Origin of the sequence: Pseudomonas sp., assembly GCF_048269965.1 — a bacterium.
In the GTDB taxonomy this organism is placed as follows: Bacteria; Pseudomonadota; Gammaproteobacteria; order Pseudomonadales; family Pseudomonadaceae; genus Aquipseudomonas.
In genome coordinates this window covers 1-19,755 of the sequence record NZ_JBLWTV010000020.1, presented here as the reverse complement: position 1 = coordinate 19,755, position 19,755 = coordinate 1, and the positions used below count along the sequence as shown (strand labels likewise).

Sequence of the window (19,755 nt, the reverse complement as noted above, 5' to 3'; positions counted from 1 at the left end):
CATAACGACAAAAACATATCCACATGCCTCTAACAGGTCGTTGAAAAACGTAGGCGAGGCAGTCATTGCAAGGCAAAAACAGGCGAAAAAGCGCAGTTTACGAGCTGTAAATGAGCATTTTGAGCCTGTTTTTAACGCAGCAATGGCAACGCAGATAGTTTTTCAACAACCTGTTAATGCCCGCCCCGCGCATCGCGCTCTCCGGAGGAAGGTACGGCCATGGCCAGATCGACTGACCAGACCCCGCCCCTGCCACATATACCGGCGATGGATCCCGCCGAATTCGAGCAAACCTGGCAAGACGCGCCGCGTTTGCTGGCCGCGCTGAACGGCGCACATCTCGGCACCTGGTACTGGGACATTCGCAGTGGCCAGGTGAACTGGTCGCGTGGTGCCCAGGCACTGTTCGGCCTCGACCCCAATCGCCCGGTCACGCGGGAACTGCACTACATCGAGCTGATCCCCGAAGAGGAGCGCGCCGAGGTCCTGGCTAAATTCGACGCCATCCTCAAGGGCGAACAGATTGCCAACGCCCTGCGCCACCGCATCCGCTGGCCGGACGGCAGCCTGCACTGGCTGGAGATCACCGGCAGCCTGCAACGCGAGGCCGATGGTCGGCCACGGATGTTCGGCGTGATTCGCGACATCAGCGCCCAGCAGGAGCGTGCCGAGGCCCTGCGCGCCTCCGAGGAACGCTTCGCCAGCCTGTTCCGCCTGAGCCCCGACATCATGATGCTGGTGCGCTACGACAACAGCGAGATCGTCGAGGTCAACCAGCACTTCACCCAGGCTTTCGGCTGGACGGCCAGCGACATTCTTGGCCGCACTACCCATGAACTCAATCTTTGGGTACAGACCAGCCAGCGCGACCAGTTGCGCCGGCAGGCGCCGCTGAGCCGGGAGCCTGTGATTCAGGAAGTCCAACTGCGCACCCGTGGCGGCGCTGTTCTCGATGGCGTGCTGTCGAGCCAGTACATCGAGCTGCAGGGCGAGCGCCTGATGCTCTGCACCTTTCTCGACACCAGTGAGCGCAAGCGTGCAGAAGACGCCCTGCGCGCCAGTGAGGAAAAGTTCGCCAAGGCCTTCATGCACACGCCCGACGCGGTGGCCATCACTGACCGGGCGAGCGGCCGCTTCATCGAGGTCAATCCGAGTTTCGAGCAGCAATTTGGCTGGAGCAGCGCCGAAGCCGTGGGCCGCACCTCATTGGAGCTGGGTATCTGGGCTGACCCCGGCGACCGTCAACGCATGATCGACGCCGTGCAAAGCGGGCGCCTGAACAACCTCGAAGTGCGGCTGTTCAGCCGCGACGGCAGCGTCACCAGCAACTTGCTGTTCGGCGGCGAAATCGAGCTCAACGGCACCACCTGCCTGGTACTCACCGTGCGCAACATCACCGAGCAGCGCATGCAGGAGCTGGCATTGAACGAGAGCAGGCAACGCCTGCGCCTTGCCCTGGAGTCCGCCGACCTCGGTACCTGGGACTGGCACATTCCCAGTAGCCGGCTGTTTGCCAGCGCCCGGGCCTCCCAACTACAGGGCCTGGAGTCGCAACCCTTCGAAGGTGCCTTCCTCGACTTCTTCCGCCGGGTACCGATGGACGATCGACACAGCCTGCGCCAGAGCTACCAAGGCCTGGTCGAAGAGCGCCGCAGCCACTACCAGGTCAACTATCGTGTGCAGTTGGAAAATGGCGGCCTGCGCTTTCTCGAAAGCACTGCCAAACTGCAGCTCGACGAGGCCGGTCAACCGCAGCGCATGGTCGGCACGCTGGTCGATATCAGCGAGCGGCTGCTGCGCGAGCAGCGCCTGCAAGCCTCGGAAGAGAAGTTCGCCAAGGCCTTCCACTCCAGCCCGGACGCCATCACCATTACCGAACGCGACAGCGGGCGCTACATCGAGGTCAACGAAGGCTTCACCCGCATCACCGGATACCAGGGCTGGGAGGTGATCGGCCGCACGGTGCACGAGCTGAGCATCTGGGCCTACCCCGAAGAGCGCGTGCGAATGATCGAGCACCTGGCCCAGCAGGGCCAGGTGCTGCATATGGAAATGCACGGCCGGCATCGCGACGGTGAGGTGCGCCTGGTCGACGTTTCCGTGCAGCCCATCGAGCTCAATGGCGTGCCCTGTCTGCTGCTCACTGCACGCGACATCAGCGAACTGAAGCAGGCGCAGGCACAGGTACAGCACCTGGCCTACCACGATGCATTGACCAACCTGCCCAACCGGGCCCTACTGATGGACCGCCTGACCCAGCAGATCGCACTGCTCAAGCGCCATGATCTGCGCGGCGCCCTGCTGTTTCTCGACCTCGACCACTTCAAGCACATCAACGATTCACTCGGCCACCCCGTCGGCGACTCCGTGCTGCGCCTGGTCACCGCGCGCCTGGAAGCCAGCGTGCGCCTCGAAGACACCGTGGCTCGCCTGGGCGGCGACGAATTCGTGGTGCTGCTCTCCGGCCTGGAGGGCAAGCGCTCGGAGGTCACCCGCCACGTCCGCCAGGTCGCCGACAAGCTGCGCCAACTGCTCGCCGAACCGATGCTGCTGGACGGCCATCGCCTGCAGGTGACCCCGAGCATCGGCGTCGCCCTGATTCCCGATCACGGCAATACCCCGGCGGATCTGCTCAAGCGCGCCGATATCGCCCTCTACCGCGCCAAGGACTCCGGGCGTAACGCCATCCAGCTATTCCGCAGCACCATGCAGGAAGCGGCCAGCGCACGCCTGCGTCTGGAGAACGATCTGCGCCTGGCCCTGGCCCGTGGCGAGTTCGAACTGCACTTCCAGCCACAGGTGGACGCTCGTAATGGCCAGGTGGTCGGCGCCGAAGCACTGCTGCGCTGGCAGCATCCGCAGCTGGGGCCCCAGTCGCCCGCGCAGTTCATCCAGGTGCTGGAGGAAAGCGGGCTGATCGTCGAAGTCGGTGGCTGGGTGCTGGCCGAAGCCTGCCATTTCTGCTCCCAGCTACTCGCGGGTAGGCTGATCGACAGCGAACGCTTCAGCCTGTGCGTCAACATCAGCCCTCGCCAGTTCCGCCAGCACGATTTCGTCGAGCGGGTCGCGACCAGCCTGCGCGACAGCCAGTTGCCCAACGCCATGCTCAAGCTGGAAATCACCGAAGGCATCGTCATTCAGAACATCGATGACACCGTCGGCAAGATGCTGCGCCTGAAAAAGCACGGCGTCAGCTTCGCCATGGACGACTTCGGCACGGGTTACAGTTCGCTGACCTACCTCAAGCGCCTGCCGGTGGACATGCTGAAGATCGACCAGTCCTTCGTGCGTGACGCCACCAACGACCCCAACGATGCCGAGATCATCCGGGCCATCGTCGCCATGGCGCGCAGCCTGGGCCTGGCGCTGATCGCCGAGGGCGTCGAGCAGCAGGACCAACTGGACTTCCTGCAGGCGCAGGGCTGCCATCTCTATCAGGGCTATCTGTTCAGCAAACCCCTGCCGCAGGAGGCCTTTCGTGAACTGCTGGAAAGGCAGCGACCGTAACCGGACAGCACTCTCGGTGCGCATCGACGAAGCAGCCTTAGCCAGCCTGTCGCTTGAAACGAAGAAGGCGCCCCGTGGGGCGCCTTCTTCATTCCCGCCTCACCGGCTCAGCTTTCCAGTGCAGGACGCTGACTGCCGATGGGAATGCGCTTGGCCTTGGCCTCTTCCGGCACGATGCGCTCCAGCTCGACATGGAGCAGGCCATTGACCAGATTGGCGCCCTTGACCTCGATATGGTCGGCCAGGCGGAACGACAGCTTGAACGCTCGCTGGGCGATGCCCTGATGCAGGTAGCTGATGCTCTCGGCGCTGCGGTCCCGCTTGTTGCCGACCACGGTCAGCACGCCACGCTCGACCTGCAGCTCCAGGTCGTCTTCCTCGAAGCCGGCAGCCGCGACCACGATGCGGTAGTGGTCCTCGCCATGCTTCTCGACGTTGTAGGGCGGGTAGGAACTGCCGGCGTCATTGCTGCGCAGGGCAGATTCGAAAAGATCGTTGAAACGGTCGAAACCGACGGACTGGCGAAACAGAGGGGCCAGGGACAGAACGTTGCTCATGAGTAATCTCCTGAAATGTCAGCAAGTGTCATATCGCGGAACCCGACTTCGGCATCCCGCCATCACTTATCTGAGGTCACTCGGACATTTTTCAAGAGCCGGAAAATGGCTCACGACCAACAGGGCAAGAGGCACACATTCATGCCTGACAGGCGGTGCGCACAGCGCACCCTACGGAGATGGCGCAAGCAGCTGATCGATGCGCTCGCAATCCTGCTCGCGGCGCACCTCGGCGAACAGCGCGACAGCTTCCGGGTAGGTACGGGTGAGCATCGCCAGCCACTGCTTCAGCCGCCCCGGCGCATAGCGTGGCGCCAGCTTGCGCCGTGCCTGCTGCCAGAAGTCGAGCAACAGCGGCTGCAGTTCGGCCCAGCTCATTTCCTCCGGCTCTTCACCTGCCCTGACTGCCGCGATCTGCCGCGCCAGCCCCGGCCGAGAAACCAGGCCGCGCCCCAGCATGATGTCATCCACGCCACTGATTTCGCGGCAGCGGCGCCAGTCGTCCAGCGTCCACACCTCACCATTGGCGAATACCGGCACGGCGACCACCTCCTGCACCCGCGCCACCCACTCCCAGTGCGCCGGCGGCTTGTAACCCTCGACCTTGGTCCGCGCATGCACGACGATCTGGCTCGCCCCGCCCTCGGCCAGTGCGCACGCGCAGTCCAGCGCACCCTCCTTGCCCTCGAAGCCCAGGCGCATCTTCGCCGTCACCGGAATCTCGGCCGGCACCGTGCGCCGTACCTCACGGACGATGGCGTGCAGCAGTTCCGGCTCCTTGAGCAGCACCGCGCCGCCCCGTGACTTGTTCACCGTCTTGGCCGGGCAGCCGAAGTTGAGATCGATCACCGGCGCACCAAGGGTGCAGGCGAAAGCGGCGTTGTCCGCCAGGCACTGCGGATCGGAGCCGAGAAACTGCACACGCATCGGCGTACCAGCCAGGGTGCGCGAGCCGTTGAACAGCTCAGGCGCCAGCTTGTGATAAGTCGCAGCGGGCAACAGCCGTTCGCTGACGCGAATGAACTCGGTGACGCACCAGTCGATACCGCCGATGCGAGTCAGTACGTCGCGCAGAATCTCGTCGACCAGCCCCTCCATGGGCGCCAGGGCGATTTGCATGAGGTTGTCCGGGAAAAAGGGGCGCACAGTTTAAGGGGTCGCACGCGGCGCGCAAGATGGGCGACACTGCCGCTGACGCCAAACGGAGGCATTACCATGCGCCTGATCGCACCCGCCTTGCTCGGCCTGTTGTGCATGGCCGCTCTGGCCAACGATGGATTGCCCAAGGGTATCGAACAGATGCCTGCAGACCCGGTTGCCGACGCGCCGGCCCGCCTGATATTCAGCCGCGACAACAACGCGCCGAATGCCTGTGACGTGGAGCTCTACGTCAACCAGCAGGTCGTGGCGAAACTCGGCCCCGGCGAGCACAGCAGCCTGGATCTGCCCAGCGGCGAACTGAGCGTCGCCGTGGCCATGTCGCCAGATGGCTATTGCGCTGGCCACGGGCCGGATGTGGCGCAGTCCGTCATCCTGCGCCCCGGTGAGACCCGCCAGTTCGCCGTCATGGTCGAGCCGGAGCAGGTATTTCTTGCACCACTGATCGACTGAGCGGCCTTACAGCTCCAGCGGATAGGGCTGCATCAGCGCCTTGCCATAACCCTCGACGAACTCCGCTGGCATGCGCTTGGGACGACCGCTGGACAGCTCGATGCAGACAAAGGTGGTCTTGGCACGCAGCAAGGTAGCGCCATCTTCCGGGCGAACCAGCTGGAAGCGCCGATCCATCTTCAGGCGCTGGTCGGACTCGACGATCCAGGTCGCCATCTGCAGATGCTGCCCTTCGTAGGCACTGGCCAGATAGTCGATCTCGTGACGCACCACGGCCATGGCCCGATCCAGACGGCGATACTCGACCAGGTCCAGCCCGAGGAACTGCGAATGCCGCCAGGCGCAGCGCTCCAGCCAACTGACGTACACCGCGTTGTTGGCATGGCCGAGGCCGTCGATGTCCTCTGCGCTCACTTCGATATCGATGACGAAGGGGCTGGGCAACTCCCAGTTCATGACAGTACCTCCAGGTGTGCAGCCTGCATGCGGCAAGCTGGGTGATCCGATTCATCAGCGTGGCCGCCAGCATCCCGGGCGACCGTTCGGCCAGGGCCGCATGATACGCCGCGCAGCGCTTGCATGCAGTGCCGAGCTTTCATCGCGCCATCACCGCGCGCCATAATGCAGCGCACTCGCCTGAGAGCCCGAGAACGAGCAATTGACTGCCATCCTGCGCCTATTGATGCTTTTGCTGCTGCCAGCGCTGACCTGGGCAGAAAGCCTGCCACTGCCGATCGGTCAGGCGCAGACACTGCCCGGCCCCTATATGCACGTCTGGGAGGACCCGGACGGCCAGGCCGACTTCATGGATGTGCGCGCACTCCCCGACTCCGCCTGGCAGGCGGTCGCCCGGCGCGATGCCAGCTTCGGCTACAGCGGCAGCACCTACTGGCTGCGCCTGGATGTGCACAATCCGCACAACCGCTCGCTTGGCTGGGTTCTGCTGATCGGCAATCCCTTGCTGGATCAACTCGACGCCTACGGCCTGGACGGCAAGCGCATCTACCGCGCCGGCGACCAGCGTCCCTTTGACTGGCGCTGGGTCGAGCACCGGCAACTGGCACTCCCCCTCGATCTGGAGTCCGGCGAGCAGCAACGCATCTGGCTGCGCATGCAAACCGACGGCTCGGCCAACCTCAGCGCCAGCCTGATGACCCGCGATGCCTTCGACCATCAGGAACAGCGCAGCCTGCTGCTACAGGGCCTGTTCTTCGGCGCCCTGATCGCGATGCTGATCTACAACCTGTCCATCTTCTGCATCACTCGCGATCGCAACTACCTCTGGTACAGCCTGTTCGTCGCCAGCTTCGGCCTCTACCAGTTCATTCAGCTCGGCTTCGCCCTGCAATGGCTGTGGCCCAACGCCTTGACCTGGCATCAACTGAGCTTCCCGCTCAGCTCGGCACTGGCGACGCTGTTCGGCATTCACTTCACCTACGGCGTACTGGAACTGGACAAGGCCGCACGGCCTTACCGCTGGGTCGCCAACGCACTCAAGGCATGCGCCTGGCTGGTGCTGGGCATGGCGCTGTTTGGCCCCTACGCACCGGCCCTGATCGGCAGCTTCGTGCTGGTAGTCGCCTGCGCCGTGGCCGCCTTCATCATCACCCTGCTGCGCTGGCGGGGCGGTTACGCGGCCGCACGCCTGTTCGCCCTGGGCTGGTTCGTGCTGATTGCGGCCAGCCTTGCCAGCATCCTCACCGGCACAGGGCTGCTGCCCTACTCGCTGCTGACCCTGCATGCCCAGCAGATCGGCGCACTGATCGAGATGACGGTGTTCTCCATCGCCCTGGCCTCACGTATCCGCCACGTGCAGGAAGCCGAACGCCTGGCCCAGGCCAAACTGATCGACCAGGAACGCCGCCTGCGCGCCGAGCAGACCAAGCACCTGGAACTGCAAACGCAGATCAGCGACAGCCTGGAACAGCGCGTACAGGAGCGTACCGCGACCCTGCAGGACACCCTGCAGCAACTGTCCAACGCCAACCTGCGCCTGGCCGAACTGAATCGCCGCGACGGACTCACCGGCCTGTTCAATCGCCAGACACTCAGCGAAGAACTGGCGCGCGCCTGCACCCGCGCCGAGCGCAGCCGACAGTCGCTGGCGGTATTGATGCTGGATCTGGATCACTTCAAGCAGGTCAATGATCGCTACGGCCACCTGGCGGGCGATGCCTGCCTGCGTCATGCAGCCCAGCGCATTCAACAACGCCTGCGCAGCAGCGATCTGCTGGCACGCTTCGGCGGCGAAGAGTTCGCCGCCCTGCTCGACAGCACGGATCTGACCGGCGCACTCGACCTGGCCGAGCGACTGCGCGAAGACCTCGCGCACAATCCCTGCATCTATCAACAGCAGTCGATAGCGCTGAGCCTGAGCATCGGCCTGCATGCCGGAGTACCGAGCGACCCCGGCTGCGGCGAGCAGTGGCTGGAACTGGCAGACCGTGCCCTGTATCGCGCCAAGGCAGACGGTCGTAACCGCGTGGTCAGCTACGAAGCCAACGCCTTCAACGACGCCTGAGGCACCTGCTCCAGCAGCTCGAGCACGGCCTGCAGAAGCAACGGATCGCTCAACAGGCGCTGATGCCCACCCGCTGGCAGGCGCAGCAGCTGGCTGTCGAACCAGGCCTCGTGGATCAGATCGGCTTCGCTCGCCGACACCACCTGATCATCCGTGGCATGCACGATCAGGCCTGGCAATTCCAGCTGATAACGCTGCACATCGAGATGCGCGGCCGGGATGCCAGCGGTCTTTTCCACCTGCCGCACGAAATGCGCACGCGCCTGGGCAGGCAACCCCATGAATCGAGCGAAGCCACGCAACAGACCGAGAATCCGGCTGGGCGCGGCGATGGTCACCAGGGTCTCGCTGCGCAGGCCCATTTGCGTGGCCAGCAGCGCGCTGGCGCCGCCCATCGAGTGACCGATCACGGCGCGTAGCGGCGGCAGCTCACTGGCCGCTTCGAGCAACGCACGTGCGAACAGCACCACATTGGCCTGACGCCCCGGCGATCGACCATGGGCAGGCGCATCCAGTGCGACGACGCCATAACCTGCGTCGACCAGCCCGCGAATCAGCAGCGCGAACTGGGTCGGGCGCCCCTCCCAGCCATGCATCAGCAGCACCGTAGGGCCGCTGCCCCAACGCAGCGCAGAGAGACCGAAACGCAGGGTAATGCGCTCTGAACTTGCCAGCAGCGGCAGCTCCCAATCCCTCGGCGACGAAGTGCGCGGCGTCATGAAACGTTCGCGCAAACGACTGGCGATCAGTTGCGGCGCCACTCTACCCAGCGTTGCATTGACACCACGGACCCAGGTCATCTGGTTCATCACCCTCTCCTTCACGCTTGATTTCACACGACTGCCGACTTGGCAGCACGCAACACCCGGTCGGACAGTTCGCCTGGCCCCAAGGCCCGCGCCAGCGCCAGACCACCGATCATCAGCGCCAGGTCGGCCAGCGCCACATCGCTCTCTTCCGGCGCCCCACTCATTTGCGCAGTCATCAACTCGATGTGTTCAGCCAGGGTCTGGCGAAAACCATCCGGCAAGCGCGCTATTTCCGCCAGCGAACTCGGTAGCGGGCAGCGCTCGTCAGCATCGTCACGGTGCCTGCGCGACAGGTAGAACGCGGCCAGGAGCACTCGGCGCTCTCTGCCTGTGAGGCTCCGATCGACCTGCGCCAGGCGCTCGCGCCGCACCCGCAGCAACTGGCGAAAGGCCTCGAGCATCAGCGCGTCCTTGCTGGCGAAGTGCGCATAGAAGCCGCCGACCGTCAGACCCGCTTGCGCCATGACCTCAGCCACCGCCGGGTCACCAGGCCCGCGCTCTGCGAGCACACGCCCTGCCGCAGCGAGAATGCGCTTACGGGTTTCACTCTTGCGTTCGCTCATGATCGCGCCCTTCATATGATGAGTACAATATTACGACCATCATATTATTTTGCAAGTCAGCCGCTCGACCGCCGGTCAGCATGACCAGACAGACGCATCAGCCTCGGAAAAGAAGGGGGCGAAAACAAAAAAGGGGCCACTTCCGAAGAAGCAGCCCCTGTGTCCCGCAAACGCGGCAAGAAAAATGGCGTCCCCTAGGGGACTCGAACCCCTGTTACCGCCGTGAAAGGGCGGTGTCCTAGGCCACTAGACGAAGGGGACGCAAGACCCTGATCGTGAATCGACTCACATCGATTCTGGCACTCCCGAAGGAGCCGAGATTGGTGGAGCTAAACGGGATCGAACCGTTGACCTCTTGCATGCCATGCAAGCGCTCTCCCAGCTGAGCTATAGCCCCGAAACCTTGCGGTCGGTTCGCAACACTTACGCACTGCGACTGGAAAATGGCGTCCCCTAGGGGACTCGAACCCCTGTTACCGCCGTGAAAGGGCGGTGTCCTAGGCCACTAGACGAAGGGGACAAAACCTTCGAAGAACAAGGCCAGCACTAGGCTGGCCTTGTCAGTGTTTGGTGGAGCTAAACGGGATCGAACCGTTGACCTCTTGCATGCCATGCAAGCGCTCTCCCAGCTGAGCTATAGCCCCGAAACCTTGCGGTCGGTTCGCAACACTTACGCACTGCGACTGGAAAATGGCGTCCCCTAGGGGACTCGAACCCCTGTTACCGCCGTGAAAGGGCGGTGTCCTAGGCCACTAGACGAAGGGGACGCAAGACCCTGATCGTGAATCGACTCACATCGATTCTGGCACTCCCGAAGGAGCCGAGATTGGTGGAGCTAAACGGGATCGAACCGTTGACCTCTTGCATGCCATGCAAGCGCTCTCCCAGCTGAGCTATAGCCCCATCTCGAGGACGGGGCGCATGTTAAGAGCGCCCTGATTGGCTGTCAACAACATTTTTCCTGCCAGCCCAAAGTTTTTGCCACTAGAACAATTACTTAGAGCCTCACTCGTGGAGAGTTAGCTGCAACCGTGGGAGGCGCTTCAGCGGCGACAAAATCAAATCATCGCGGCTAAAGCCCCTCCCACAGTTGCACGCCTCGACTTAGCCGATGCTCGCCAGCAGCTTCTCCCACTCCTTGGCCTCTTTCTTCGAGGTGCCACCGAGCAACTCCAGCGCCTGACGCAGACGGAAGCGCGTCAGGTCAGGGCCGAGGATTTCCATGGCGTCGAGCACGGAAACCGAGCTGGCTTGGCCGGTGATCGCCGCGAACATCAGCGGCATGGCATCACGCAGCTTCAGCTCCAGATGCTCGACCACCGCCTGGATGCAGCCGGTGATGCGATCCTTTTCCCACTGACGCAGCGATTCGAGCTTCCACAGGATGAGTTGCATCAACTGGCGCACCTGATCGGCCGACAGCTTCTTGTGCTCGAAAAGCTTGGCGTCCAGATTCAGGCCGCCGGAGAAGAAGAAGCCGGCCAGCGGTGCGATCTGGCTGAACGTCTCTACCCTGCCCTGCACGTGCGGCGCGATCTTCATCAGGTAGTCGGGATTGAGCGCCCACTTCTGCACTTCGGCAGCGAAGGTTTCTACCGGCAGCTCGCGCAGCCACTGGCCGTTGAGCCAGGACAGCTTCTCCAGATCGAAGATCGGCCCGCCCAGCGACACGCGGTTGATGTCGAAGTGCTCGATCATCTCGGCCAGCGAGAATTTCTCGCGCTCGTCCGGCATCGACCAGCCCATGCGCCCCAGGTAGTTGAGCATGGCCTGCGGCAGGTAGCCCATGCGCTCGTAGAAGGTAATGCTGGTGGGGTTCTTGCGCTTGGACAGCTTGCTCTTGTCCGGATTGCGCAGCAGCGGCATGTAGCACAGCGCCGGCTGCTCCCAGCCGAAGTATTCGTAGAGCTTGATCAGCTTGGGCGCCGACGGCAGCCATTCCTCGCCACGCAGTACATGGGTGATGCCCATCAGGTGATCATCGACCACGTTGGCCAGGAAGTAGGTGGGCAGGCCATCGGCCTTCATCAGCACCTGCATGTCCATGCGATCCCACGGGATCTCGACATTGCCACGGAGCATGTCCGGCACCACGCAAACGCCTTCGCTCGGCACCTTCATGCGCACCACATGGGACTCACCCGCGGCGATGCGACGCTGCGCCTCGGCCGGCTCCAGGTGCATGCAATGACCGTCGTAGCGCGGGGTTTCCTTGTTGGCCATCTGCTGCGCGCGCACTTCGTCGAGGCGCTCGGCGGAGCAGAAGCACGGGAAGGCATGGCCTTTGCCGACCAGCTCGTCCGAGTATTTCTTGTAGATCTCACCACGCTCGCTCTGCCGGTACGGACCGTGTGGGCCGCCAACGTCCGGGCCCTCGTCCCATTCGATGCCCAGCCAGCGCAGGGCGTCGAAAATCTGCTGTTCGGACTCGCGGGTCGAGCGAACCTGGTCGGTGTCCTCGATGCGCAGGATGAACTGGCCACCGTGCTGACGGGCGAAGCACAGGTTGAACAACGCGATATAGGCGGTGCCGACATGGGGGTCGCCGGTTGGCGATGGCGCGATACGGGTACGGACGGTGGTCATGAATGCTCTCGGAAGGAAGACACGAGGTTTGAATCAAGCGGGCGATGTTAGCAGGCCGACGGCCCCCGGCTCCAGCAACCCGCCACGGGTGATGGGCAAGCTGGCGATGAGGAAGTCTAGGAAAGTCTTGACCTTCATCGCCTGAAAGCGCCGTGACGGGTAGATGGCGTAGACCTCTCCCACGGGCAGGCGCGCCTCGGCCAGCAGCTCGACCAGACGCCCGCTGCGCACCGCCTCTTCGCTGATCATCACCGGCAGTCCGCAGATCCCGGCCCCTGCCAGCGTCGCCTCACGGGCAAAGGTGATGTTGTTGCAGGTCATCACCCGCTGACACGGCAGATGCTCGCCCAACAGCGGCCAGTAACGCGGAGCGTCATGCTGCAGGAGTATCGCCCGATGCCCCTCCAGCCCAGCAACGCTGCGCGGCGTGCCGTGCGCCGCCAGGTAAGCGGGACTGGCGCACAGACGCCGGCCACTTTCGAACAATTTGCGCGCGATCAGCGTGGAGTCCTGCGGCTGACCGACCTGGATGGCGATATCCACGCCCTCCTCCAGCGGGTCCACCGATCGCGAGGTCAGTTCCACCTCGGCGTCGATCTGCGGGTACTGACGCATGAACTCGCCCAGCACTCGCCCGAGAAACAGCTGGCCGAACTCGATCGGTGAAGTGATGCGTAGCAGTCCGGACGGCTCGCGCTGCAGCTGCATCACGGCCTGCTCGGCCTCGGCGAAGTCGAGCATGATCTGCCGGCAACGCTCGTAGTAAGCCTGCCCCACCTCGGTCAGGCGCAACTTGCGCGTGGTGCGATTGAGCAGACGAACACCAAGACGCTCTTCGAGCAAGGCGATGCGCCGGCTCACCGTCGATTTCTGCATCCCCAGCCCGGTCGCCGCCTGAGTGAAGCTGTGGCACTCCACCACCCGGGTAAAAATCAAAGCGTCATCCAGCCCCATGATTGTTCCTCATACGCAACAAAGCATGCCAAGCCCAGAGTCTACTAGCGAAAAGTGAACGCTGTTAAATTTACTTACATTTCTCCGACGCCCCCCGAGCCTCAAGCATGCCCGCCAAACTGCAACGTCGCCTTCTTGTATTCGTGATCCTGCTGGCGTTGATCGCCGGCGCCCTGTTCGCCCACTGGCTGTTGATCGGTCGCTACCACGAGAGCACGGACAATGCTTACGTGCAGGGCGAGATCACGCGTCTCTCCAGCCAGTTGAACGCACGAATCGAGAAGGTACTGGTACGTGACAACCAGCACGTGGAGGCTGGCCAACTGCTGGCCGTGCTGGAGGACGCCGACTTCCGCCTGGCTCGCCAGCGCGCCCTCGCCGCTCTGCAAACCCATCAGGCCGAGCGCGTCCAGGCGCAGAGCAAACTCGACCAGCAGGCCAGCCTGATTGCCGCCAGCCAGGCCGATGTCGCCGCCAGCCAGGCCACGCTGGAGCGCGCCAAGCTCGATCTCGGTCGCGCTCAGACCCTGCGCAAGCCGGGTTACGTCTCCGAAGAGCGCGTCACCACCCTGGCCGCCGACAACCGCGTGGCCCGCTCGCAAGTGGCCAAGGCCCAGGCCGATCTGCAAGCGCAGCGTCAGCAGGTCGCCAGCCTGGAAGCCGAACTCAAGCGCCTGGATGCGCTGATTCTTTCCGCCCAGGCCGACCTGGAACAGGCCGATCTCAACCTGTCGCGCACGCAGATCCATGCGCCGATCAGCGGCATGGTCGGCCAGCGTTCGGCCCGTGAAGGCCAGGTGGTGCAGAGCGGCGCCTACCTGCTGTCGCTGGTGCCGGATCAGGACATCTGGATCCAGGCCAACTTCAAGGAAACCCAGATCGGCCGCATGCGCCCGGGACAGAAAGCCGAACTGCTGTTCGACAGTTATCCCGACACGCCCATCGAAGGCCGCATCGACAGCCTGTTCGCCGCCTCCGGCGCGCAGTTCAGCCTGCTGCCGCCGGACAACGCCACCGGCAACTTCACCAAGGTGGTGCAGCGCATTCCGGTCAAGCTGACCTTCGCCGCCGACAATCCGCTGCACGGTCTGATCCGCCCCGGTATGTCGGTGGAAGTCAGCGTCGACCTGCGTGGCGACGAACACCATGGCGGGTGATGCGCTGATCCGCCCCACGGCGGAACCCAGCCGCCGCGACTGGATCGCCGTGATGAGTGCCATGCTCGGCGCCTTCATGGCGGTGCTGGACATCCAGATCACCAACTCCTCGCTCAAGGACATCCAGGGCGCGCTGTCCGCGACGCTGGAAGAAGGCTCGTGGATCTCCACCTCCTACCTGGTGGCCGAGATCATCATGATCCCGCTCACCGCCTGGCTGGTGCAGCTGCTCTCGGCGCGGCGCCTGGCGGTGTGGGTATCGGTGGGCTTTCTGATCGCATCCTTGCTCTGCTCCCTGGCCTGGAGTCTGGAGAGCATGATTCTGTTCCGCGCGCTGCAGGGCTTCACTGGCGGCGCGCTGATCCCGCTGGCGTTCACCCTGACACTGATCAAGCTGCCCGAGCACCATCGCGCCAAGGGCATGGCCCTGTTCGCCATCACCGCCACCTTCGCCCCCTCCATCGGCCCGACGCTGGGCGGTTGGCTGACCGAGAACTGGGGCTGGGAATACATCTTCTACATCAACGTGCCGCCCGGCCTGATCATGATTGCCGGGCTGCTCTACGGCCTGGAAAAGAAGGCGCCGCACTGGGAGCTGCTGAAGACCAGCGACTACGCCGGCATCGTCACCCTCGGGCTGGGCCTGGGCTGTCTGCAGGTATTTCTCGAGGAAGGTCACCGCAAGGACTGGCTGGAGTCGCAACTGATCGTCGGGCTCGGCAGCGTCGCGCTGGTCAGCCTGGTCCTGTTCGTGCTCCTGCAGATCTCGCGGCCCAACCCGCTGATCAACCTCGGCGTACTGCGCGAACGCAACTTCGGTCTGGCCAGCATCTCCAGCCTTGGGCTCGGCGTCGGTCTCTACGGCTCGATCTACGTGCTACCGCTGTACCTGGCGCAGATCCAGGGCTACAACGCCATGCAGATCGGCGAAGTGATCATGTGGATGGGCGTGCCGCAGCTATTTCTGATTCCGCTGGTGCCCAAGCTGATGAAGATCATCTCGCCGAAATGGCTGTGCGCCCTGGGTTTTGCCCTGTTCGGCGCGGCGAGTTTCTTCTCTGGCGTGCTCAACCTGGACTTCGCCGGCGAACAGTTTCAGCACATCCAGATCATCCGCGCCCTGGGCCAGCCGCTGGTGATGGTCACCGTGTCGCTGATCGCCACCGCCTACATCCTGCCGCAGGACGCCGGCTCGGCCTCCAGCCTGTTCAACATCCTGCGCAACCTCGGCGGCGCCATCGGCATCGCCCTGCTGGCCACCCTGCTGGATGCTCGCGCCAAGGTCTATTTCGACTACCTGCGCGAATCCATCGTGCCGACCAACCCGCAGGTCGAAGAACGCCTGCACCTGCTGACGCAGACGCTGGGCAGCGAACAGGCCGCCCTGGCCAAACTCAGCCAGATCGTGCACGAACAAGCGATCATCATGGCCTACAACGACGCCTTCCACTTCATCGGCATCGCCCTGGGCGTGAGCATGCTGGCAATCCTGCTGACGCGAAAATTGCCGCAGAACATGGCAGGCGGTGGCGCGGCGCACTGAGGCCAAACCGTGAGGTGGATGCCGCTCTTTGCATCCACCGAGAGGGTGGTTCGGTGAAGCCTGCCCCCCGCATACGCACCGAAGAGCGTGGTTTCGTAGGGTAGACGACGCTTCATCCGTCCACCACCTGGCGTACCTGGTGGTGGATGAGAGAAGCGTCAACCACCAGGAGCGGTGGATCGGTGAAGCGTGATCCACCCTACTCGACTGAGGCCAAACCGTAGGGTGGACGACGCTTCATCCGTCCACCGCCTGGCGTACATAATGGTGGATGAGAAGAGCATCATCCACCCTACGCCAGCACTTCAGCCGCGACCGTTGCCGCTACGACGGCATGGATGCAGGAGGCAGAACGAAGCAGGATGCCAGCGTCGAAAGCGCCTCCCACACTCGCTGACACATCAAACCTGCAACAACCGATCCCTCAGCTTCTGAATCTCGTCACGCAACTGCGCTGCGGCCTCGAACTCCAGGTCGCGCGCCAGGGCGTACATCTTCTCTTCCAGCTGACGAATGCGCTTGGTGATCTCGCTCGGCGAGCGCAGTTCGTTCTCGTAACGCGCGCTCTCCTCCGCCGCCTTGGCCATGCCCTTGCGCTTGCTGCTGCGCGCCCCCGGCACCACGGCACCTTCGAGAATGTCCTTGACGTCCTTCTGCACGCCCTTGGGCACGATGCCATTGGCTTCGTTGAAGGCGATCTGCTTGGCACGGCGCCGTTCGGTCTCGCCGATGGCGCGCTGCATCGATCCGGTCATGTTGTCGGCGTAGAGAATCGCCCGGCCGTTGAGGTTACGCGCCGCGCGACCGATGGTCTGGATCAGCGAACGCTCACTACGCAGGAAGCCTTCCTTGTCCGCATCGAGAATCGCCACCAGCGACACCTCGGGCATGTCCAGACCCTCGCGCAGCAGGTTGATGCCCACCAGCACATCGAAGGCGCCGAGGCGCAGATCGCGAATGATCTCCACCCGCTCGACGGTATCGATGTCCGAATGCAGGTAGCGCACCTTGACGTCATGATCCCCCAGGTAATCGGTCAAATCCTCGGCCATACGCTTGGTCAGGGTCGTGACCAATACGCGGTCCCCCGCCGCCACGCGCAAACGAATCTCCGAAAGCAGATCATCGACCTGAGTGCGCGCCGGACGCACCTCGATCTGCGGGTCGACCAAGCCCGTCGGTCGCACCAACTGCTCCACCACTCGCCCGGCATGCTCGCCCTCGTATGGCCCAGGCGTGGCGGAAACGAAAATGGTCTGCGGGCTGGCCGCCTCCCATTCCTCGAAACGCATCGGTCGGTTATCCAGCGCAGAAGGCAGACGAAAACCGTACTCCACCAGTGTTTCCTTGCGCGAGCGGTCGCCCTTGTACATCGCGCCGACCTGCGGCACCGAGACGTGGGACTCGTCGATCACCAGCAGCGCCTCGTCCGGCAGATAGTCATAAAGAGTGGGTGGCGGTGCGCCGGATGGGCGGCCCGACAGATAACGCGAGTAGTTCTCGATACCGTTGCAGTATCCCAGCTCGAGAATCATCTCCAGATCGAAGCGCGTGCGCTGCTCCAGGCGCTGCGCCTCCACCAGCTTGTTCGCCCCACGGAGGTACTCCAGGCGCTGCTGCAGCTCGACCTTGATGTGCTCAACCGCCTCCAGCAGCGTTTCACGCGGCGTGACGTAGTGGCTCTTGGGATAGAAGGTGAAGCGCGGCAGCTTCTGGATCACCTCCCCGGTCAGCGGGTCGAAGGCGCTGATGCTCTCCACTTCGTCATCGAACAGCTCGACGCGAATGGCTTCGAGATCCGACTCCGCCGGGAAGACGTCGATCACATCACCACGCACGCGGAAGGTGGCACGAGCGAAATCCATGTCGTTGCGCGTGTACTGCAGCTCGGCCAGGCGCCGCAGCAGCGCGCGCTGATCCATCTTGTCGCCACGGTCGAGGTGCAGCACCATTTTCAGGTACTCCTCGGGGCTGCCCAGGCCATAGATAGATGACACGGTGCAGACCACGATGACGTCCTTGCGCTCGATCAGCGCCTTGGTCGCCGACAGGCGCATCTGCTCGATGTGATCGTTGATCGAGGCATCCTTCTCGATGAAGGTGTCCGACGACGGCACATAGGCTTCCGGCTGGTAGTAGTCGTAGTAGGAGACGAAGTACTCCACCGCGTTGTTCGGGAAGAACGCCTTGAACTCGCCATAGAGCTGCGCCGCCAGGGTCTTGTTCGGCGCCAGAACCAGCGTCGGGCGCTGCACTTGAGCGATCACGTTGGCAATGGAGAAGGTCTTGCCCGAGCCGGTCACGCCCAGCAGGGTCTGGTGCGACAGACCAGCCTCCAGCCCCTCGACCATCTGCCGGATCGCCTCGGGCTGATCGCCGGCAGGTTTGAAGCGGGTCACCAACTGAAACTCGGACATGCAGTACCTCGACAAATGGCTGTGACGCATCCTCTCGGACTGCGTCAAAAGCCATGAATTGCGGGGCGATTCAGCGATAGTTCCAGGCAGAGTCGAATTACCTGGCAAAAGGCCTTAATTCAGGGCTTTGCGCTGTCGCCCCCTGGATTCAGGGCCGTTATACTAACGCCCCGTTTACGCGCCCCCTAGCGCTTTTGTCGGGGACGCCTGGCCACCCACCCCTCACTCGAGTTGCCGCACCCATCATGAGTCTCTTCTCTGCCGTCGAAATGGCTCCGCGCGATCCCATCCTGGGCCTCAACGAAGCATTCAACGCCGACACCCGCACCACCAAGGTCAACCTTGGCGTGGGCGTCTACTACAACGAGGAGGGGCGAATTCCGCTGCTGCGCGCCGTCGCAGAAGCCGAAAAAGCGCGTATCGAGGCACACGCGCCGCGTGGCTACCTGCCGATCGAAGGCATCGCCGCCTATGACAAGGCCGTGCAGGAACTGCTGTTCGGCAAGGGCGCCGCGCTGATCGAAGCCGGCCGTGTGATCACCACCCAGGCCCTGGGCGGTACCGGCGCACTGAAAATCGGCGCCGACTTCCTCAAGCGCCTGCTGCCGGACGCCACCGTGGCCATCAGCGACCCGAGCTGGGAAAACCACCGTGCCCTGTTCGAGTCCGCCGGCTTCCCGGTGCAGAACTACCGCTACTACGATCCGTTCAGCAACGGCGTAAACCGGGGCGGCATGCTCGAAGACCTGCGCAACCTGCCGGCCCGCTCCATCGTCGTACTGCACGCCTGCTGCCACAACCCGACCGGCGTCGACCTGCAGCTGGAAGACTGGAAGGCCGTGCTGGACGTGCTGCGCGAGCGCGAGCACGTGCCCTTCCTCGACATCGCCTACCAAGGCTTTGGTGACGGCATCGAGCAGGACGCCGAAGCCGTGCGCCTGTTCGCCGAGTCGGGCCTGGAGTTCTTCGTCTCCAGCTCCTTCTCCAAGTCGTTCTCGCTGTACGGCGAGCGTGTCGGCGCCCTGTCGCTGGTCACCAGCAGCCGTGAAGAGTCGACTCGCGTCCTGTCGCAGCTCAAGCGCGTGATCCGCACCAACTACTCCAACCCGCCGACCCACGGCGCCACCGTGGTCGCCAGCGTACTCAACAGCCCCGAGCTGCGTGCCATGTGGGAAGCCGAGCTGGGCGAAATGCGCGACCGCATCCGCAGCATGCGCCTGGCCATGGTCGAGCAGCTGGCCGCACTGGGCGCCAAACGCGACTTCGGCTTCGTCGCCGAGCAGCGCGGCATGTTCTCCTACTCCGGCCTCAGCGTGGAGCAGGTCGAGCGCCTGAAGGAAGAGTTCGGCATCTACGCCGTCGGCACCGGCCGCATCTGCGTCGCCGCGCTGAACAAAGGCAACCTGGACAGCGTCACCCGCGCGATCCACGCCGTGCTGTAAGTCTCTGCGATAAACAAGAACGCCGGCCCATGAGCCGGCGTTTTTGCATGCACCAACAGCCACTGTAGGAGCGGCTTCAGCCGCGATC

14 protein-coding genes and 6 tRNA genes are annotated in these 19,755 nt (G+C 63.6%); 6 read left to right on the top strand and 14 right to left on the bottom strand.

The genetic code is table 11. The annotated features are described in order from the left end of the window. Nucleotides 1-219 precede the first annotated feature (219 nt). Entirely contained in the window at nucleotides 220-3,507 is a 3,288-nt protein-coding gene (locus ACN0X6_RS19750; RefSeq protein ID WP_417706579.1) for an EAL and GGDEF domain-containing protein, read from the top strand. Between the two features lie 107 nt (nucleotides 3,508-3,614). Here ACN0X6_RS19750 and ACN0X6_RS19745 read toward each other — a convergent pair whose 3' ends face one another. Together ACN0X6_RS19745 and ACN0X6_RS19740 are read right to left on the bottom strand one after the other, a co-directional pair. Further along, nucleotides 3,615-4,064, bottom strand: a complete 450-nt coding sequence (locus ACN0X6_RS19745) for an Hsp20 family protein (protein WP_161865319.1) — start codon at nucleotides 4,062-4,064, stop codon at nucleotides 3,615-3,617. A 171-nt stretch (nucleotides 4,065-4,235) separates the two neighbouring features. Further along, complete coding sequence (locus ACN0X6_RS19740) at nucleotides 4,236-5,183, bottom strand: tRNA dihydrouridine synthase (RefSeq protein WP_417706576.1); 948 nt, start codon at nucleotides 5,181-5,183, stop codon at nucleotides 4,236-4,238. A gap of 96 nt (nucleotides 5,184-5,279) precedes the next feature. Between ACN0X6_RS19740 and ACN0X6_RS19735 the strand changes: the two genes are divergently transcribed. Next, nucleotides 5,280-5,675 carry a hypothetical protein gene (locus tag ACN0X6_RS19735; protein WP_417706574.1) on the top strand — a complete coding sequence of 132 codons (396 nt, stop codon included), beginning with the start codon at nucleotides 5,280-5,282 and terminating at the stop codon, nucleotides 5,673-5,675. 6 nt (nucleotides 5,676-5,681) lie between these two features. Here ACN0X6_RS19735 and ACN0X6_RS19730 read toward each other — a convergent pair whose 3' ends face one another. Further along, a complete protein-coding gene (locus ACN0X6_RS19730) occupies nucleotides 5,682-6,131 on the bottom strand; it encodes an acyl-CoA thioesterase (RefSeq protein WP_017677327.1) in 450 nt (149 codons plus the stop codon). 202 nt (nucleotides 6,132-6,333) lie between these two features. On the opposite strand from ACN0X6_RS19730, the gene ACN0X6_RS19725 reads away from it, so the two are divergent. Further along, the gene (locus tag ACN0X6_RS19725; RefSeq protein ID WP_417706572.1) at nucleotides 6,334-8,196 is read left to right on the top strand and encodes a diguanylate cyclase; all 1,863 of its coding nucleotides are present in this window, start codon (nucleotides 6,334-6,336) and stop codon (nucleotides 8,194-8,196) included. On the opposite strand, the gene ACN0X6_RS19720 is transcribed toward ACN0X6_RS19725, so the two are convergent. The 10 genes from ACN0X6_RS19720 to ACN0X6_RS19675 all read right to left on the bottom strand — a co-directional run bounded on the left by ACN0X6_RS19720 (nucleotide 8,166) and on the right by ACN0X6_RS19675 (nucleotide 13,108). Beyond that, nucleotides 8,166-9,005, bottom strand: a complete 840-nt coding sequence (locus tag ACN0X6_RS19720; RefSeq protein WP_417706571.1) for an alpha/beta hydrolase — start codon at nucleotides 9,003-9,005, stop codon at nucleotides 8,166-8,168. The two genes, ACN0X6_RS19725 and ACN0X6_RS19720, sit on opposite strands and share 31 nt — an antisense overlap. A 23-nt stretch (nucleotides 9,006-9,028) precedes the next feature. After that, nucleotides 9,029-9,568 carry a TetR/AcrR family transcriptional regulator gene (locus ACN0X6_RS19715; RefSeq protein WP_417706569.1) on the bottom strand — a complete coding sequence of 180 codons (540 nt, stop codon included), beginning with the start codon at nucleotides 9,566-9,568 and terminating at the stop codon, nucleotides 9,029-9,031. A 185-nt stretch (nucleotides 9,569-9,753) separates the two neighbouring features. Then, nucleotides 9,754-9,829, bottom strand: a tRNA-Glu gene (locus ACN0X6_RS19710). Nucleotides 9,830-9,889: 60 nt separating this feature from the next. Beyond that, nucleotides 9,890-9,965, bottom strand: a tRNA-Ala gene (locus ACN0X6_RS19705). 47 nt (nucleotides 9,966-10,012) lie between these two features. Beyond that, nucleotides 10,013-10,088, bottom strand: a tRNA-Glu gene (locus tag ACN0X6_RS19700). 48 nt (nucleotides 10,089-10,136) lie between these two features. Beyond that, a tRNA-Ala gene (locus tag ACN0X6_RS19695) sits at nucleotides 10,137-10,212 on the bottom strand. Nucleotides 10,213-10,259: 47 nt separating this feature from the next. Next, nucleotides 10,260-10,335 (bottom strand) — tRNA-Glu (locus ACN0X6_RS19690). A 60-nt stretch (nucleotides 10,336-10,395) separates the two neighbouring features. Continuing rightward, nucleotides 10,396-10,471, bottom strand: a tRNA-Ala gene (locus tag ACN0X6_RS19685). Nucleotides 10,472-10,672: 201 nt separating this feature from the next. After that, nucleotides 10,673-12,154, bottom strand: a complete 1,482-nt coding sequence (gene gltX / locus ACN0X6_RS19680; protein ID WP_192982161.1) for a glutamate--tRNA ligase — start codon at nucleotides 12,152-12,154, stop codon at nucleotides 10,673-10,675. A gap of 33 nt (nucleotides 12,155-12,187) precedes the next feature. Beyond that, a complete protein-coding gene (locus ACN0X6_RS19675; RefSeq protein WP_417706567.1) occupies nucleotides 12,188-13,108 on the bottom strand; it encodes a LysR family transcriptional regulator in 921 nt (306 codons plus the stop codon). Nucleotides 13,109-13,215: 107 nt separating this feature from the next. Here ACN0X6_RS19675 and ACN0X6_RS19670 point away from each other — a divergent pair, with 107 nt between their 5' ends. Together ACN0X6_RS19670 and ACN0X6_RS19665 are read left to right on the top strand one after the other, a co-directional pair. After that, nucleotides 13,216-14,265, top strand: a complete 1,050-nt coding sequence (locus tag ACN0X6_RS19670; protein ID WP_417706565.1) for an HlyD family secretion protein — start codon at nucleotides 13,216-13,218, stop codon at nucleotides 14,263-14,265. Between the two features lie 49 nt (nucleotides 14,266-14,314). Further along, a complete protein-coding gene (locus ACN0X6_RS19665) occupies nucleotides 14,315-15,808 on the top strand; it encodes an MDR family MFS transporter (protein ID WP_417706681.1) in 1,494 nt (497 codons plus the stop codon). Nucleotides 15,809-16,209: 401 nt separating this feature from the next. Here the strand turns inward: ACN0X6_RS19665 and uvrB are convergent, their stop codons facing one another. After that, nucleotides 16,210-18,225: an excinuclease ABC subunit UvrB gene (gene uvrB / locus ACN0X6_RS19660; RefSeq protein ID WP_417706563.1), complete on the bottom strand. Its 2,016-nt coding sequence runs from the start codon at nucleotides 18,223-18,225 to the stop codon at nucleotides 16,210-16,212. 245 nt (nucleotides 18,226-18,470) lie between these two features. On the opposite strand from uvrB, the gene ACN0X6_RS19655 reads away from it, so the two are divergent. After that, the gene (locus ACN0X6_RS19655; protein ID WP_417706561.1) at nucleotides 18,471-19,667 is read left to right on the top strand and encodes an amino acid aminotransferase; all 1,197 of its coding nucleotides are present in this window, start codon (nucleotides 18,471-18,473) and stop codon (nucleotides 19,665-19,667) included. Nucleotides 19,668-19,755: the final 88 nt, after the last annotated feature.